A 15,617-nucleotide genomic window follows, 5' to 3' on the forward strand; every position below is an offset into this window, starting at 1 on the left:
CGCAGATCTTTATGAGGGATAAAACCCATTGCGTAAGCAACAATATTACGTGAGTGAGTCCTAACGACAGTTAAAGTCTTGGCTCTATATTTAAGCAGCAAAAACATTTAACTGTCTTGGAGTTTATTTAACTTAAAAACTGTTATTGCAGCATAATTTTTCGAATCAAATTCATAGAATTTTCTGACTTTTCCAGTCAAATGATAACGTTCACCCAATAAAATGTGATCCTGTTTATCGGCCGTTAAAGCGATCCCGTCATTTCTAACTTTACCAGTAAATGTAAAAAAATAACTCCCTTTACTTTTTGCGTACGCGGCCCTGACTTCAGTAAATGTTAGTTCAATGCTTATGACCTGGCCGATATTGTAGCTATGTTTTAAAATTTCTTGTTCATTTTCCGGAGTTTCAGACAACATCACATCAAAAGTTGTAAAGAAACAATCCAGCTGGCGTTCTGTCAAGAAACGGTTATTGTCTAATTGCGCCAATATACTATTAGAAAACTTAGTGTTAGCCTTTTTTGCTTTCTCAATAAGGACGTGGTTTCTGGATTTCCATGCTTCGAGTGTTGGGTTAACACGCAGTTCCGGAATGTTATCGAGAAAGGTAATTGGCTCTAGTGCCACTAATTTTTCAATAATGGGTCCAACTGTTTGTACCCCATGACACTTTTCACATAAATCAGCCCCTTTGTGGCCTGTGCCCGCACATTCGTTACATTCTCTTTCGATAGGTGCATAATAATTTCCATCTCCGTTAAGTGATACATTCACTGAGGCTGGTACCATATGACCATCAAGAGTAAAGAAAAGAGATTTCATTTTCGAAACACCTCCAAACGTGCCTCTACGATTGCTACAGCTTCTTTCACAGTTTTTTCATAGTGGTCATGCCCTTCAGGAAATTGATCAAAACGTTTACCGTGTTCTAACTCTTCCATGTTGCGTTTAAGGACTTCATGAGTTAGAAGCAAATCACTATAATTATCGATAAGAGTCAGCTTTATAGGTTTAATCACTCAACTAATCCTCGTTTTTAATATTCCTTAAGGAGATCTCGAATTTCCAGAAGCTCTTCTAATTTTGGTTTAGAAACAATGATTGCTGTATTTTCGTCGTTAAGTAAAGACAATAAAATATTTAGCTTTTCATCATTCAAGATTATTTGAACACCATCATTGGAAAATATTACATTATTACTATTAACATTTTTGAACAAGTGTGCACTATCTCTACCAAATTTTAGTTCTGTTTGAGTATTCGTTATAGATTCCGTATGTGTACTTTCCACAAGCTCAAGAAATTCAGATTTTAGCCGTTCTGTTTTCTTATGCGAGAGGCGCTTAATACCCAAAGTCTTACGAGTGACTGCCGAATTTTTCTTTTCTGGTCCGCCTTTATTTAAGGTGTCTGGTCCTGCTCCAGCTGCATTGTGTTCAGGTATGCCTACAATTTTGCTCGTTGTAGTCTCAATATTCTTAACGCCAGGTAAGAAACCTTCTATATGTTTTAAAACCATTTTGTGATCGTTGGAATATTTTAACATTATTTCAATGGCGAGCGTTTTTTTGATTAGATTTAGGCTAATCAAATGTTGAAGCTCTAATGGCATATCAAGGATTTTTAGCATATTACGAATTGCGGTAGTTGATCGTTGATATCGCATTGCTAGTTCTTCAACCGAATACCCGAGACTAACAGCATGAGCTAATGCATGAGCTTGCCCAACCGGATTTAGCCCATTGCTTCTGTTACCATCGAGGTTCTCAAGGTATTCTTCAATTTCGTTTTTATAATCGATTAGGATAACAGATAATTTTGGAATATTAGCACCTTCAGAAATTGCTAATTTTAAGCCATGAAAACGAGTATGACCTTGACGAACTAAATATTTACCTTTTCTTTTTACGACCTTGATCATATCAACCTGCCTTCCTTCCTTAAAGGCTTGTTTGATTGACACAATCATCGACTTGACAGGTTCTTGTTCGTAACACAAATCTCCGATTACCGCCTCTCGGGGATTAAATCCCTTTTCAATTTCAACTAGATTAGTATCCACTTCAATGACTGTATGTTTGCTGTTGTTCATATCTTCCTCCTGTTTACTACATGATACATGAACCTCAAATTTGCCAAATAGGGCTGATACATCTAAAAGGTAAACTCAAAAAATTTGCTTAATAAAATTAAAATAAAAACTGTCTTGAATAAAACAATGATAGTAGACCCTCGTTCATTTCCGTTTGCGATCTGTAGATATTGTTAAAGGAGCGCTATTCCTTGTTTTATATGGACTTATCATTGTTTTCAACAGGATAGATCAATTCTTTAGATCACTAAAGATCAATAGAGTTCAAGTAAAGATCACGGCATCTTTAACTCATTGATTATAGTGACTTTATGAAAGGATCCGGCATTCGGATGCATGCGAAAAGCATTTGAATGAATAAGGAAGGCATTTACTGGAATGCTTATGGCATTTAGGTTAATGCGTAAAAAGCATTTGCAAGAATATGTTATAAACAGTTTGCCAAATGAAAATCTTATCACCGACGAGTTAAGTTAATGATTAAAAACAACGAGTTAATCCATCCTTTTGACGTAACCAGTAATGAATCAGGTAAGACTTATCAACTGACGCCTAACTCGTCCAAGTCGGTTCAGCCCGTGGCCCTGTTGAGATTGAGTGTATTTACCCCTGTCGGCACAAAAGAAAACCGCGACCGAAACTTTGAAGTTGATGCCTCTGATGAGCTTTCGTGTATGGAAATTGCAAGATCGGAGGGTTATGACGACATCAAGATAACTGGTGTCAAACTATCTATGTCTACCGACTTTAAGTGCTGGCTCGGGATCATCATGGCTTTCAGTAAATATGGTTTTACTTCCGAGAAGATTACCCTGACTTTTAACGAGTTTGCGAAGATGTGTGGTATCAGTTCAACAAACATCAACAAACGAACTCGTGCGCGCTTTAAAGAGTCATTAATGAACCTTGCATCGGTAGTGCTTGCCTTCTCAGACTCTCGGAGTGGTCGGTTCACAGTAACGCATCTGGTGCAGAAGGCTATGATTGATCCAAAAAGCGATACTGTTGAGTTGGTTGGGGATCCTTCTATGTGGGAACTGTATCGTTACGACCATAAGACATTGTTAAGCCTTCAGGTTCTATACATTTTGGCTAAAAAAGAAGCTGCGCAATCTCTCTATATTTATTTTGAAGCAATGCCAGCTGGTACGTTGTTCGTTAATATGAAACGGTTGAGGGAAAGGTTGCTTCTTACAACCCCTATTCGTACGCAAAACCAGATAATTCGTAAAGCAATGCGGGAACTTGAATCTATCGGATATCTCGATTATCAAGAAGTTAAGAAAGGTCGCGACATACAATTTCAGATCTTCAAAAGAAGCCCTAAGCTGGCCCTCGCCAAACAAGGTTGAAAGCTACCAGGTATGCACTGGTTATAACATGCTGAAAAATAAGTTATTTATCAGTGCTATGCTTAGTGCTTCTTTTACTACTGGTCTTACATCTCGGCTTAATGTGCAAAAAAGTAACTTTTCAAACGAACTCCTGACTATTCATCTGTATGCCTTTCTGACTCAAGCGTACATGCTAGCCCATTCATTAAATGCCGTGGAGCAAGATGGTTTCGTGCGCACTCTATTCACGTGAATGCCTTTTGTGGATTACGCCTCTTACATTCATACAAATGCTTTTGATGTCGGTATCCCAAAAAATCATTCATTGAAATGCTTTTGTTTGCCACTGTATCCCGAGCATAGCTATGCAGTGGTATAAAAAGGCATTTTGGTGAATGGCATTAGGTCGAATGACACACAGTACAGCTTTGTTAAGAGCGAGAATGGTCCAAGACATCTATGACATTGGGCATCAGAAGGACTATGTGTTTGATATGAGATCAAAAAAATATCAGAAGCATCACAACTCCAATGGCATTCAAAGAAATGCCTTTGTTTTGTTAGTACACCAAACAACCCAAAATTCATGCAGTTATATCAAAGACTCATTCGCAAAAGGACTCAGCCAGAAAGCATTTGCTTAAATAGCATTGGCCAAAAGCATTCGAATGAATGATGTTCATATGGACAAGACAAAGTCCCACTCACGCCCAGAGGTGTAAAAGGCATTTAGATGAATGACGCACCGGCCGAGGATTGTATGTAGTTTCTCCAACTGATAGTTGCCGAACCAGGGAGCACAGTGATATGCGGCCTTCTCAGAATCAAGAGATAGATATTAAGGGAACAAAAAAGATTAGATATGAAGCTTAGTTACCTGCCCGATATCTAGTTAGAGCTTTTCAAACCATCAAAAGTGACTTTTATGCTTGAGGAGTCTCATCAGCTTCAGGATTGAGCTTAACGTAATCTTACCCCCTCCCCTCTTTCAAACTTTTACTAAGCGTTCACTGGTACTTTTCAAAGATTATGCTTTAGGCCTCTTTGCTTAAAAATTCACCAATCGCTAAACGTTAAAAAAAGGGGGTTTATGCGAACGGAAGGATCGGAATAAAAAAGTATTATTCATTCGCGTTTACGTGAACTCAAATCTACACGGAGTAATTATGGAACTTTCTTTAAATATTGGCCTTAGTGAAAAGAAATCTAACACGGCTGCACTTTTTAAAACAAAAAGCGCAAAAGTGATTTTGTTTGTTCTGCTGACCGTGCTTTTTTGCGGTCTGGCATATGCGGGTTCAGATGATGGGGCACTGGGAGATATTTGGTCATACATGAGTGAAAGTATGACTGGAGCTCCGGGCAAAATTCTGGCAGCCGCGATGTTGATCTCAAGCGTATATTTCTCTGTCCTTAAGCCTAACCCGGGCCTGGCACTGGTTTCATTATTCATGATGCTGGTAATGGCCAACGGCGAGAAAATTATCAGCACCTTTATGGATGCTGGCGTACCGCTGTAATTTATTGTTAATCATGCATGAGGGGGTTCATCCCCCTCTCTGGATTTTTAATGAGTAAGCAGAACGACGTTCCTCAGCATACCTATAGATTCCCTTTCAGGATCAACATGCCTCTACTGATTTTGTTTTGGGATGCAAAAAAAATAGGGCTTGCATTCATTCTGGTTGCATTTGGGAATATCTTCGAATGCTTCGGGTTTTCTGTTGTAGCAGCGGTTGTATATTGGATTGCGTATAACAAAGCAGCTGAGTCAGGAATAAGAGGATTGCTAAAACACAGACTCTGGTGGCTCGGTTTTTTGCCAGGTAAAGCAGTTTTTAGTAGCCGTTATTTCAACGATCCATTTATCAGAGATTTGTATTCTTGATGGAGCTATGAATGAAAATGCTAAGTGGCATTAACATCCCTTTTTTCAAAAAATCTAAAAAGGATGAAAACGGTGATCTTGAACAGTCATACGTAAAGAAAGATGAAAGTGCTAAGGGACGTTTTTTGGACATTAAAAAACGATTTAGCCCACAAGCTGAAGCGTCAGGTGCTGGAATTACATACAGCGCCCTGATTAATCGTGATACAAAACTTATCCGCATTAATACTGTTTCAATAGCCGTCATTGGGTTATTGGTTGCAAAGATTCTTTTTTTCACTGACCCAGTGACGATTGTTACCCCTCCAAACATGAATGAAGAGATCACGGTTGTTGGTAACAAAGCATCGGAATCTTATAAAACACAATGGGCTCTCTTTTTTAGTACCCTTTTAGGGAATATTAATCCAACTAATATTTCCTTTGTGACGGCCTATGTCCTCGATGCCCTTTCACCTGAACTACAGGCTAAAACGAGTGAGTCTTTACAGGAGCAGATAAATATCATGCAGGCTCGTGGTGTTGAGCAGACCTTTAAGCCTAATGATATTTACTTTGATCCAAAAAATGACATGGTCTATGTCTGGGGTACCAAAACGACTCGACTTGTAAATGTTCCGGACAAAACTGAATCATCGAAATGGACTTATGAATGGGTTCTCGGGATGAAAAATGGTCGCCCAAGAATTGCATATGTAAATCAATATTCCGGAACACCGAATATTAAAAAAATTACGATAAACGGCAAAGAGCAACTGGCAACGCTGGATAATCCGCCACCGTCTACAGGTAACAAGTGATGATTAAAAAAAAGGGCTTAGGGTTCAACGCAATTACCGCATTGATCATGCTCACGACTTCGAACTGCGTAATCGCTGAAGAATACCAATTGCCAGCAACAATTAATAACCCGGTTGTAATGCCAGTTGGTGCTGACGGATTTCAGAATGGAGCTGCAAAAGCCATTATTCCGGGTCAAGCTGGTTCTGAACAGTCAGGTGCACAAACAAACCTTAGTGAAGCCGGTAATGCGCAGGGACAAAAACCTACAACTGATCTCCCTACCGTGCAACTTTCCCCAGCCAGCAATGCTTCGCCTGCGGTAAGCGCTATTACTGGAGCATTATCAAATAATCCTAGTCTCCCCGGATTTGACGCACAGACCCGCTCTGGTGCAATTGATAGCTATGGGAGACCAACAGGTACCTCTTCCCAGCAGAATGCAACCAATGCGACCGCCACGTCAAAAGCCGATGAACTTTATGTCGAAGCTCGTAACCGATATAAAGAAGTTCAGCGTGTAAATGTGCCGCCTGGTGGGAATGTGGTACTGCCAGTTTCACGAGGACTTCAAAACAGAATATCGACCAGCTTCAAGAATGCTTCTGTCAGCACTTCTACCCCTGCTGAAGAGGCAAGCATATTTGTTAATGGTGGCGATGTCTTTATTTCAACTAATACCGATAAACCAATCGGGATTATGTTGTCGGAAGATCAGGTACCTGAATCGACCTATAACCTGACCCTGGTACCGCTTGATGTTCCCGGTGCGATGATTTCAGTTACTACATCTTTAAGCCCATCTATGCAAGCCAAACGTGAAACCTCATTGGATAAGCAAAACTATGAGGAAATGTTGGCCCGCTCCCAGTCAGAAGAACTGGCTCCATCGGATCCAAAACAAGACGATCATAAACAAAGAATCATTGATTTATTGACTCCTGTGGCTCTTGGTGAGGTCCCTTCAGGATTCAGTTTACAACAGGACCGACTTTCTCGTATTCCTGCGTCAGAGCAGTCCCCATGTAACTTTAATATGTATGCAAAGCTCGGTCAGAGACTGGTTGGCTCACGTGAACTTATTGATGTAATTCTTGTGAAAAACGATAAACCATACGGTCAAATCGTTGCTGATCAGCAGTGTATGGCAGAAGGCGTTATTGCAAGTGCTTTATTTGATAAAGCATACCTGCAACCGGGAGAAGAAACAGAGCTTTACATAGTCCGGGATAAATTGTTCAAGGAACGCGAGGCCCGGGTTACAACCAGACCAAGTCTAATCAGAAAATAATATGGGAAAAGTTACTTTGCCTGCTCTGCTTGGGGCCACCGTGATTGGTTTTGTCGTATTTGCTTTAACCAGCTTTTACTACAGGTCAGAATATATACCAAAAAGGAGTGTATTAATCGTTCCGGACGCACCCATTAGTATCGAAGATGGCAGTAACGCTTTTCCCGTTCAGACAGTAATAATGAACGATCCAACTCTTATTGATAAATTTGTAGGAGAGGACAATATTAATGAGGAGAATGCTTTTGACTATCACAAAAGTAACGTTTTGGAACCTAATTACAAACATGAAATATCTAGAACGAGCCAGATAGATAAAGCTGAAATGAATCATCCATCTGTTCGTGAAAACTGGGCCAGAGCAGGTGATCCCTATATCGTTCCTCAGATGTCTGACAGCGAACGAAATCTAAAAATTAAACGATTCCAGAAACCTACAAGTGGAGCTAATCATGGACATTAAAAAGGCCTGGGAAAATAAGACCGTCAGACTTTCTGTTATTGGCGCTCTGCTGGTAGTGATTGTTTATATTATTAGCCAGTCTATTTTTTCCACACCAGTTAAGAAAGAAAAGAAAACACAGAAAAAAGACATGCAGACCAATTTGTTGTTAGATGATTCGCAAATGAACAAATTGAGTAATGAAGAAAGCCAGAAAGTATATAAGGAAATGGTTAAGCAAAACCGACTTGATCAAAATGCGGCGAAAGAGGACCGCGAAAAAGCAGAAAAAGCCCAACAGGAAACTAAAGCCCAAGTTGCAAGTTTAACTTCTCAACTTCAGCAGCTGTCTCAGCAAATTAATGATATGCAGACTAATCGAAACGGCAATCGTAACTTGGATGCTGGTAGTTCGCGTAAAACGATTAATGAGCAGGCACCGGCAGCTCCTTATCAGCTTAATGCTAATGCGCCGATTAATGGCGTAAACCCTAATTACGCGTCTATCACACCTACGCGTAATAGCCCGATGAGAACAATCACACAAAGTTCCATTAAGACTAATGGTACCGATGGTGTCATTCAGGTTATGCCCGTGTCTGAAAACAGAATCAAGGAAGGCAGAGAGGTCATTGCAGGAGATAAAGCGCCTACTCGGACTGTACGAGGTGATGGTACTGCGCCAGTTGATAGCAAAGCGCGGCATGCTGCCCGAAAAGATGAAATGTTTCTTCCGGCAACATCTATTATCACTGGTGTTCTGATTACCGGGCTTGAAGCGCCTACAAGCCTTTCTTCCAAATCAGAACCAATGCCAGTAACAATGCGTATTAAAAAAGATGTCATCATGCCCAATAATTTCACCATGGATTTGCGTGACTGTAACCTTCTGGGTTCAGCTGTTGGTGATTTGGCGTCACAGCGTGCTTACATACGTGCCACTTCTATCTCTTGTGTTAATTCAAAAGGGAAAGCTTTTGACGTAAAACTGGAAGCATATGCTGTAAGTGAAAATGACGGAAAAAATGGGATCCGAGGCACGCTTATCAGCCGAAATGGTAACGCAATTGCAGGAGCTGCATTTGCCGGTGGACTTTCTTCACTTGCCGGTAGCTTAAGCCCCAGTAAGGTATCTTCACTTAACATCGACCCTAATTCACAGGCTCAGTATCAGTCCCCTAATTTTGGTGCACTTGGGGCATTAGCCGGGGCTGGTGCAGCTCAAGGTGGCCTTAATCGACTCGTCGATTACTACACCGCAATTGCAGAACAACAGTGGCCAATCGTAGAAATTAGCCCTGGCCGAGCTATTACATTTGTCGTTCAGACCGGAACTACAATTCCAACGAATCTGACCAGTCGCTGAGGTTTAAATGGATAGTTTAGAAAAAAAAGAATCGACTGAATCAGCTGGACCTGAAATCACTAAAAAAATGGTGCGAGAAAGGACAACAAAAAAAATTACCTTCGAAATTGATATTGAAAAAATATTGAAGTATTTATTTTTCTTCGCCTTTGCCGTTTTGGTCATTATTTATGGTTATAAAGGCTTTATGAATGTTTACGATTACTTCAATAAACAATCACAGCCTTCGTACAAGATTGCAGTGCTTGACATGCCTGAATTACGTAAGGAATTTTTCAAGCATCACGAAGGCCGTACTGCTGACAATGATAGAACTCAATTCGAAGAATATTTCAGAACATTAATGAAGATCTACCGTGACCGTGGCTATTTAATTATTGATGCAACGCTTGCCGTTACTGTACCGGATAGTGTTGAAATCGTCACTTATATGGAACTTGAAGATAGCTCTGAAGCGGTACAATCAAGTTCTTATAATGCAAAGAAGTAGAGGGCACCCAATAGTGAAAAAGTTACTTTTCCCTTTAATGGCGGCTTTCGCCATTATGGCGAATACGGTCACTTATGCTTCAGAGCAGGTCCTAACTAATAGTGATGCTGCTGCGTTAATGGCAAAGGCAAAGGAAGGCGGCGTTTCACCCAGTCAGATCTCGGGTGCGTTATCAAAAATGAAAGGATATAAACCTAAGGATGCCATATACATTCCTTCTGGTGGGCTATACCTCTTTCAGGACGAGCGTTCGCAGCTAATGGCAGTAACGACCGATGGCCGATACTCCCTTACTGGGGGAAGCCTTGTTGATGTAATTAAACGTAAACCTGTTCTGACTGTAGAAGAAATCAGAAATTCCTATTTTATTAGTCTTGATGAGGCCCCCTTCCCTCTGGAAACTGTAGCGTCCATTCATCTGGGAAATTCAAAGCTTAAGAGACAAGCAGCCATTTTCTTAACACTTGATTGTGACGGTTGCATGGAACTTGTTAAGAAATTTTATACAGATCGGGACAAGTATCGGATAGATATTGTTTTAGTTCCCTCACCCGGTGAGCCAAAAGAAGAGCTTAGAAGGCTCTGGTGTAGTAAAGAAAAAGGAAAAATAAACAACCTCGATATTCTTCGTTGGCTAATGGGAAGCAAATCCGACATTGAAAAAAGATTGCTCTCTCAAAAAGAAGCAGAAGAATGTCCGGCGGAACCTTTGGTAGCGTCATTGATGCTCGCAGGAATTTATAAATTGCAGGGTGTACCTTCAGTTGTCAGACAGGATGGTTTGGCTGGTAATGGCATTCCAAAAGATTTCGACTACTGGTTGAACCAAAGCGTTGAACCTCTCTTAAAAAATCCATTTGAGACAAATTAAGGCTAGTTTATGAACATCAAAAGATTGGTACTCAGTGCTCTGGTTGTAGGTACATCCTCATATCTTACGGGGTGCTCCATCGGGAGTTCCGAATCCGAATGTCCAGGCATTGAAAAGGGCGTTATCTGTAAAGGTCCTCGCGAAGTTATGGAGTTAACTAATAATCGAGATGATCTGTCTGCACTTGCGGGGGAAGAGTCGGAATCGGGAAAGGAGAAATCGGCTGTCAATGACAGCCGTTATCCAACTGAAATTAGCCCTCCAGGGGAAGTCAAATATCCACAGTCTACAACCCTTAAAAATCAGCCTGTGGCTTATTCAAAAACCGAAATTAAGCCAGTTGGTCAGTTACCTGTCATGTACGATAAAACTTTAAAAATGGGTGCCCCTACTTCATCCATTGGACCACGGCCTATTTCTGGTGTACCGGTTAATTCAAACGTAAGGATGACTAGCAGTTATAGCACTGCCTCTTCAGCTGGTAACCCTTTCGTTCATCCGGCTGCGGAAGTCGTTAAACAAACAAGCTATCCGGTTTCTGCTGGAAATGCACCACGCTACGTTGCACCTAATTCTGATATCAGCCCTGGCAAGGATATGTACTCTCTTTACAATGGCCAGCCCGTTAACCCTACTCTCAACACTGGGCAGATCCAGCAATACCGTTCGCAAGGTTATAAACAAGCTGTAGTGGCTCCTGAACCACTTGCTGTTCTGCAACAGGGGAAAGTAATGAGAATTACTTTTGCACCTTATACCGATGATAACGATGCGCTTAATCTTCCCGGCTACGTTTATGTCAACGTAAAACCGCAAACATGGATTGCTGGCAAGAATTCGACCTCAAACCCAGCTCGCATAGTTCCTTTAGAAGTACAGGATGCGGCCCGGGAAAATATGCAGCAGCAACAAAAAGCAACTAAAGCTGTCTCTTCGAACGGCATTGTTAGACAACTGTAAGGTCAAATATGGAAGCTATCAATAATTACAATAGCGGTTTAAATCGCCATCAATTAGGTGGGTTTATCCCTGTTTACGATCAATTAGCAGGGACTCACTATTTTTTGATTGATGGCAACAGATTAGGGTTTATGTTTATCTGTAATCCATCACCTGGAGTTTTTGATAATCAGCAAGATGTTCTTGCTGAAATGTTCAAAATGGATTTTCCTACAGATACTGTCTGTCAAATATCTCTGACTGCATTGCCAGACTTGACTTTACAGCTTAGTGCTTGGTCAGCTGTGCGAGGTGGGCGTATGACTGGGAACGATAAGCTTAAAGCAGATCTGCTTAATGGTTATCAGTTGGACTACTACGACAGAAGTATGCATAAGCCTTTAAAACCTGATCATGATAACCTTATGTTGAGGGATTTTCAGGTATGGATCTCGCTATCGATTCCTTTACAGTCTGCCCTTCCTACCGAGCTGGAACATTCGCGTATCGATTCACTTTACTCTGAACTTGTAAGTAAGTTAATTACGATTGGACTGCATCCGTTTAAGGTCGATGCAGAAAACTGGCTCTATTGTATAGATAAGGTCGTAAACCCCGGAAAGAACTCTCGGTGGGCTGAAGGTTTTATAGACGTTAACACTATGAAAAGGCTTAATGAACAAGTTAACGTTCCCGGCCGAAAGTATACAGTCACAGAAAATCATTTCTCATCAGTCACACAAAGTGACGACGAATCTGAGCATCGTTACTTCAAACAACTTTCCGTTGTAAAGTTTCCTGAATACGTCAATTTCGGTTGTATGTATGAGTTAGTAGTTAACTGGATGCATGGACGTAAGACAATTTTCAGCCCATTTATGATCACTCAGACTGTTCAGTTTGCCGATCCGCTCAAGTTGTCAAAAGAAAACGTCCGCTACAAAGCAATCACTAATAAACAGGCAAGTATACCTTCAGTTGTCACATTCTGCCCTCGCCTGCGGGATATGGATAATGACTACATGGCCGTAACTCGCGAGCTTGAGGATGGCGCAAAGCTTTTAAGAGGGTATCTTACTTTCACTGTTATGGGTAGTAATGCCAATTCTGTGCAGACAGCAGCTAACGATCTCAAATCCTTTTACCTCGAAAGCCGGGTCAAAGTAGCAGATGATTCCTTTATCGTTTTCCCGTCATTTATGTCATGTCTGCCAATGTGCAATGACCCAAAGACAATTTTCGACCTTGACCGTTCCGAAGTAGTGAGCAACACCGGAGCGGCTCATATGACGCCGATCTTTGGGCCCTGGAAAGGTAATACAGATAGACCAGTACTGAGTTTAGTTTCTCGTGAAGGTCAACTCATGGGACTTGATATTTTCAAGACTTCTGCAAGCTATAACATGGTTATTGGTGCAACGTCAGGTGCAGGCAAGTCATTCTGGACAGCATATCTAATCAATAACTATCTTGGAGCTGGACCGCGATCTAATAACCTCGTTCATTATCGCTCAACATTTAAGCATTTTTTAGAAAACGAATACCCAGATGATGATCCTGATGGTGCTCAAGTTTTTGTAGTGGACGTGGGGCGTTCTTACCAGGGGATTGCGGAACAATATACAAACAGTCAATTTATTGATTTCGGTAAAACCCCTGACTTCACCCTAAATCCCTTTGCCTTCCTAACTGACATCACTGTTAACGACGATGTATTTAACGAAGCACCTGAATTTACCGGTGAATCAACTTCAAACGATGCAGAAAAAGACAAAGTTGCTCAGACCATAATGGTTCTGAATCAGCTAAAAATTATGGCTTCAGAGAAAGGCCTTATCGATGATTATCAACAATCAGTGATGCTTCAGCTTATTGCAGAAGAGTACCAGGAATCCAGAAAATCAGGTCGGACCGGTTCAATAACCGGCTTTGCTCTGCGTTGCAAGAAGCATGAAGACAAACGTATAAAGGATATTGGGGAGCAACTCGGAGCATGGTGCGAAGGTGGAATTTATGGGCACCGGTTTACCGATACGTTGCCTCCAATCAACTTCGACAGCAGATTTATTGTTTTGGAACTGGAGGAGCTAAAAGGCACCCCCCACCTTCAGACAGTTGTTTTAATGTCTATCATTCAGGCTGCTCAGCATGCAATGTTCATCAAAAAAGATGGGCGTCGTCGCTTGTTCATCCTAGATGAAGCTTGGGAGTACATTCGTCCTGATAATTCATCAGGTGCCGGAAATCAATCAAACCAATTCTTCTCTTCCTTCCTCGAAGCGGCATGGCGTAGGTTCAGGAAAACAAACTGCGCTGGCATCTGTATCACACAGTCGTTTGAAGATTATTTTACTTCTTCTGTTGGCCGGGCCCTGACTGCTAACTCGCCTTGGAAGATAATCATGAAACAAGAAAAAGAAAGCATTGAAGCAATGAAGGCTAATAAATATTTTTCTACTTCAGATGCAGAATATGAACGAATGAAAAATATTCGTACAGTCAAAAAGGTGTTTTCAGAGATGTTAGTCAGGTTCGAAAACTTCCAAGAGATCTGTCGGTTATACGTAGACCGGAAAATGGAGCTTTGTTTTACTACGGATAGTGCTGACAGGAGTAAATTATGGGAAATTCAAAGCCGCGAGAATTGTAGCTATGGCGAGGCAATAGAAATTCTCTATGCTCAAGAAGTAGCAGCGGGTTTGGCCGCGTAGAGTAAATATCTTCAAGCAAAAACAATTAAACCAGATGTCTCATAAGAATCTGGTTTTTTATTGTATGCCTTAAGTAAACAAATGAGGTTATGACTTAATGAGTTCATCACTGTGCTGCAAATTTTGGTTTTATAATTAATATGGCTTAAAAACAGTGACATAATTACAAATCGCATTTAGGTTGTGTACGCATTAAGTAAACAAAATTTATAACATCAATACTGACTTTATAAGATGAAATTCACGTAAATTACATTTTTGTTTACCAAAGGTAATCAAAGGAGCGCGGCATTATTAGTGAAAACAGATCACTGGTGTCATATTGCATACAAAACTTAATATCCTTTAATCATTCTTCTAAAAGTTTAATATTAACGCTTTGGTTTATGAAAATTTATCCAATTTGCTCACCGAAGACTTTTAACTTATTTAACCCCCTTTATCGCCAATCTGTGATTTTCTAATGTTAGCCTACAGTTCTAGGGCCCTTGCTCCCATGATGCGAATCCTTCCACCTAATAAAGATTAACGCCTCATTCCTGTATGCCGGTCTTACGACGCCAGTGCTCGGGCTATTTTCGGTCCTAACAAGACCTGGCGAGAGATTTAATCAGGGCGTGGTGTGACTGAGCAGCAGCTGGGGCACTGTTATCCGCTTGCAGATTTAACCCCCTTAATCGCCAAACTGGGGTACTGTCCTGATGCTGGCCTTCAGTTCTGGGCTGGGTGGCTATCACTTCCTCCCATAATGCGAAATGTAACTGCTGATACAGATTAACGTCATATTCCTGCGTGCCGGTCTGCCAACACCAGTGCACGGGCTTTTTTCGGTCATCACATTACCGGGCAGGAGATTTTATCAGGGCGTGGTGTGACTGAGCAGAAGCTGGGGCACTGTCAGCAGCTTGCAGATTTAACCCCCTTAATCGCCACACTGGGATTCTGGTCTGATATTGACCTTCCGTTCTGGGCGGGGTTCGGTTTGCTAACACTTACTCCCATGATACGAAATGTGCCTGCTGATACAGATTAAAATCACATTACTGCATACCGGTCTGCCGACACCGGTGCATGGGCGATTTCCGACGATCTCAAGAACATATGGGAGATTATATCAGGGAGAGTAGTATGCCTGAGCAGCATCTGAAGGCACTGTCAGCCGCTGTCAGATTTAACCCCCTTAATCGCCAAACTGGTGTTCTGTCCTCATGCAGGCCTTCAGTTCTGAGCTGGGTTGCTATCACTTGCTCCCATAATGCGAAATGTACCTGCTGATACAAATTAACGTCGTATTCCTGTATGCCGGTCTGCCGACACCAGTGCTCGGGCTATTTTCGGTCCTAACAAGACCTGGCGAGAGATTTAATCAGGGCGTGGTGTGACTGAGCAGCAGCTGGGGCACTGTTATCCG

14 protein-coding genes are annotated in these 15,617 nt (G+C 41.4%); 11 read left to right on the top strand and 3 right to left on the bottom strand.

Annotation, left to right across the window (positions count from 1 at the left end; genetic code table 11):
* Nucleotides 1–107 precede the first annotated feature (107 nt).
* Genes PGQ95_RS25190 through PGQ95_RS25200 form a run of 3 tightly spaced genes read right to left on the bottom strand, consistent with a single transcriptional unit; the run spans nucleotide 108 to nucleotide 2,094 of the window.
* Nucleotides 108–824 (bottom strand): zinc finger-like domain-containing protein, encoded by a 717-nt coding sequence (locus tag PGQ95_RS25190; protein WP_000838218.1) that lies wholly within the window; start codon nucleotides 822–824, stop codon nucleotides 108–110.
* Nucleotides 821–1,021 carry a hypothetical protein gene (locus tag PGQ95_RS25195; RefSeq protein WP_000594931.1) on the bottom strand — a complete coding sequence of 67 codons (201 nt, stop codon included), beginning with the start codon at nucleotides 1,019–1,021 and terminating at the stop codon, nucleotides 821–823. Before PGQ95_RS25195 ends, PGQ95_RS25190 begins: the two co-directional genes overlap by 4 nt.
* Before the next feature lie 17 nt (nucleotides 1,022–1,038).
* Nucleotides 1,039–2,094 carry a hypothetical protein gene (locus PGQ95_RS25200; RefSeq protein ID WP_065311103.1) on the bottom strand — a complete coding sequence of 352 codons (1,056 nt, stop codon included), beginning with the start codon at nucleotides 2,092–2,094 and terminating at the stop codon, nucleotides 1,039–1,041.
* A 476-nt stretch (nucleotides 2,095–2,570) separates the two neighbouring features.
* Here PGQ95_RS25200 and PGQ95_RS25205 point away from each other — a divergent pair, with 476 nt between their 5' ends.
* The 11 genes from PGQ95_RS25205 (at nucleotide 2,571) to PGQ95_RS25255 (ending at nucleotide 14,206) form a co-directional block, all read left to right on the top strand.
* The gene (locus PGQ95_RS25205; RefSeq protein ID WP_000594612.1) at nucleotides 2,571–3,446 is read left to right on the top strand and encodes a RepB family plasmid replication initiator protein; all 876 of its coding nucleotides are present in this window, start codon (nucleotides 2,571–2,573) and stop codon (nucleotides 3,444–3,446) included.
* A gap of 1,148 nt (nucleotides 3,447–4,594) precedes the next feature.
* Nucleotides 4,595–4,948 (top strand): hypothetical protein, encoded by a 354-nt coding sequence (locus tag PGQ95_RS25210; RefSeq protein WP_000423602.1) that lies wholly within the window; start codon nucleotides 4,595–4,597, stop codon nucleotides 4,946–4,948.
* A gap of 17 nt (nucleotides 4,949–4,965) precedes the next feature.
* A complete protein-coding gene (locus tag PGQ95_RS25215) occupies nucleotides 4,966–5,316 on the top strand; it encodes a type IV conjugative transfer system protein TraL (RefSeq protein ID WP_012006609.1) in 351 nt (116 codons plus the stop codon).
* An 11-nt stretch (nucleotides 5,317–5,327) separates the two neighbouring features.
* Nucleotides 5,328–6,116: a TraE/TraK family type IV conjugative transfer system protein gene (locus tag PGQ95_RS25220; RefSeq protein WP_000783153.1), complete on the top strand. Its 789-nt coding sequence runs from the start codon at nucleotides 5,328–5,330 to the stop codon at nucleotides 6,114–6,116.
* Entirely contained in the window at nucleotides 6,116–7,387 is a 1,272-nt protein-coding gene (locus PGQ95_RS25225) for a TraK domain-containing protein (protein ID WP_000592090.1), read from the top strand. Before PGQ95_RS25220 ends, PGQ95_RS25225 begins: the two co-directional genes overlap by 1 nt.
* 1 nt (nucleotide 7,388) lies before the next feature.
* Nucleotides 7,389–7,850 (top strand): plasmid transfer protein HtdO, encoded by a 462-nt coding sequence (htdO, locus tag PGQ95_RS25230; protein WP_000521240.1) that lies wholly within the window; start codon nucleotides 7,389–7,391, stop codon nucleotides 7,848–7,850.
* The gene (gene trhB, locus PGQ95_RS25235; protein WP_000351841.1) at nucleotides 7,840–9,195 is read left to right on the top strand and encodes an IncHI-type conjugal transfer protein TrhB; all 1,356 of its coding nucleotides are present in this window, start codon (nucleotides 7,840–7,842) and stop codon (nucleotides 9,193–9,195) included. The genes htdO and trhB overlap by 11 nt, the downstream gene beginning before the upstream one ends.
* A 7-nt stretch (nucleotides 9,196–9,202) precedes the next feature.
* Complete coding sequence (locus PGQ95_RS25240) at nucleotides 9,203–9,685, top strand: transcriptional regulator (RefSeq protein ID WP_065311104.1); 483 nt, start codon at nucleotides 9,203–9,205, stop codon at nucleotides 9,683–9,685.
* A gap of 118 nt (nucleotides 9,686–9,803) precedes the next feature.
* Complete coding sequence (htdT, locus tag PGQ95_RS25245) at nucleotides 9,804–10,556, top strand: protein-disulfide isomerase HtdT (protein ID WP_430919780.1); 753 nt, start codon at nucleotides 9,804–9,806, stop codon at nucleotides 10,554–10,556.
* A 9-nt stretch (nucleotides 10,557–10,565) separates the two neighbouring features.
* Nucleotides 10,566–11,516 (top strand): IncHI-type conjugal transfer lipoprotein TrhV, encoded by a 951-nt coding sequence (gene trhV / locus PGQ95_RS25250; RefSeq protein WP_001022587.1) that lies wholly within the window; start codon nucleotides 10,566–10,568, stop codon nucleotides 11,514–11,516.
* Between the two features lie 8 nt (nucleotides 11,517–11,524).
* Nucleotides 11,525–14,206 carry a TraC family protein gene (locus tag PGQ95_RS25255; protein ID WP_000387412.1) on the top strand — a complete coding sequence of 894 codons (2,682 nt, stop codon included), beginning with the start codon at nucleotides 11,525–11,527 and terminating at the stop codon, nucleotides 14,204–14,206.
* The last annotated feature ends 1,411 nt before the right edge of the window (nucleotides 14,207–15,617 follow it).

This window comes from Klebsiella sp. 141240 (assembly GCF_050600805.1).
GTDB classification, from domain to species: Bacteria; Pseudomonadota; Gammaproteobacteria; order Enterobacterales; family Enterobacteriaceae; genus Klebsiella; species Klebsiella aerogenes.

Coding starts and splice junctions, on each gene's coding strand:
- PGQ95_RS25210 (WP_000423602.1), top strand. CDS start 4,595: ATGGAACTTTCTTTAAATATTGGCCTTAGTGAAAAGAAATCTAACACG.
- PGQ95_RS25190 (WP_000838218.1), bottom strand. CDS start 824: ATGAAATCTCTTTTCTTTACTCTTGATGGTCATATGGTACCAGCCTCA.
- trhV (WP_001022587.1), top strand. CDS start 10,566: ATGAACATCAAAAGATTGGTACTCAGTGCTCTGGTTGTAGGTACATCC.
- PGQ95_RS25205 (WP_000594612.1), top strand. CDS start 2,571: ATGATTAAAAACAACGAGTTAATCCATCCTTTTGACGTAACCAGTAAT.
- PGQ95_RS25255 (WP_000387412.1), top strand. CDS start 11,525: ATGGAAGCTATCAATAATTACAATAGCGGTTTAAATCGCCATCAATTA.
- PGQ95_RS25200 (WP_065311103.1), bottom strand. CDS start 2,094: ATGAACAACAGCAAACATACAGTCATTGAAGTGGATACTAATCTAGTT.
- PGQ95_RS25220 (WP_000783153.1), top strand. CDS start 5,328: ATGAAAATGCTAAGTGGCATTAACATCCCTTTTTTCAAAAAATCTAAA.
- htdT (WP_430919780.1), top strand. CDS start 9,804: ATGGCAAAGGCAAAGGAAGGCGGCGTTTCACCCAGTCAGATCTCGGGT.
- trhB (WP_000351841.1), top strand. CDS start 7,840: ATGGACATTAAAAAGGCCTGGGAAAATAAGACCGTCAGACTTTCTGTT.
- PGQ95_RS25240 (WP_065311104.1), top strand. CDS start 9,203: ATGGATAGTTTAGAAAAAAAAGAATCGACTGAATCAGCTGGACCTGAA.
- htdO (WP_000521240.1), top strand. CDS start 7,389: ATGGGAAAAGTTACTTTGCCTGCTCTGCTTGGGGCCACCGTGATTGGT.
- PGQ95_RS25225 (WP_000592090.1), top strand. CDS start 6,116: ATGATTAAAAAAAAGGGCTTAGGGTTCAACGCAATTACCGCATTGATC.
- PGQ95_RS25215 (WP_012006609.1), top strand. CDS start 4,966: ATGAGGGGGTTCATCCCCCTCTCTGGATTTTTAATGAGTAAGCAGAAC.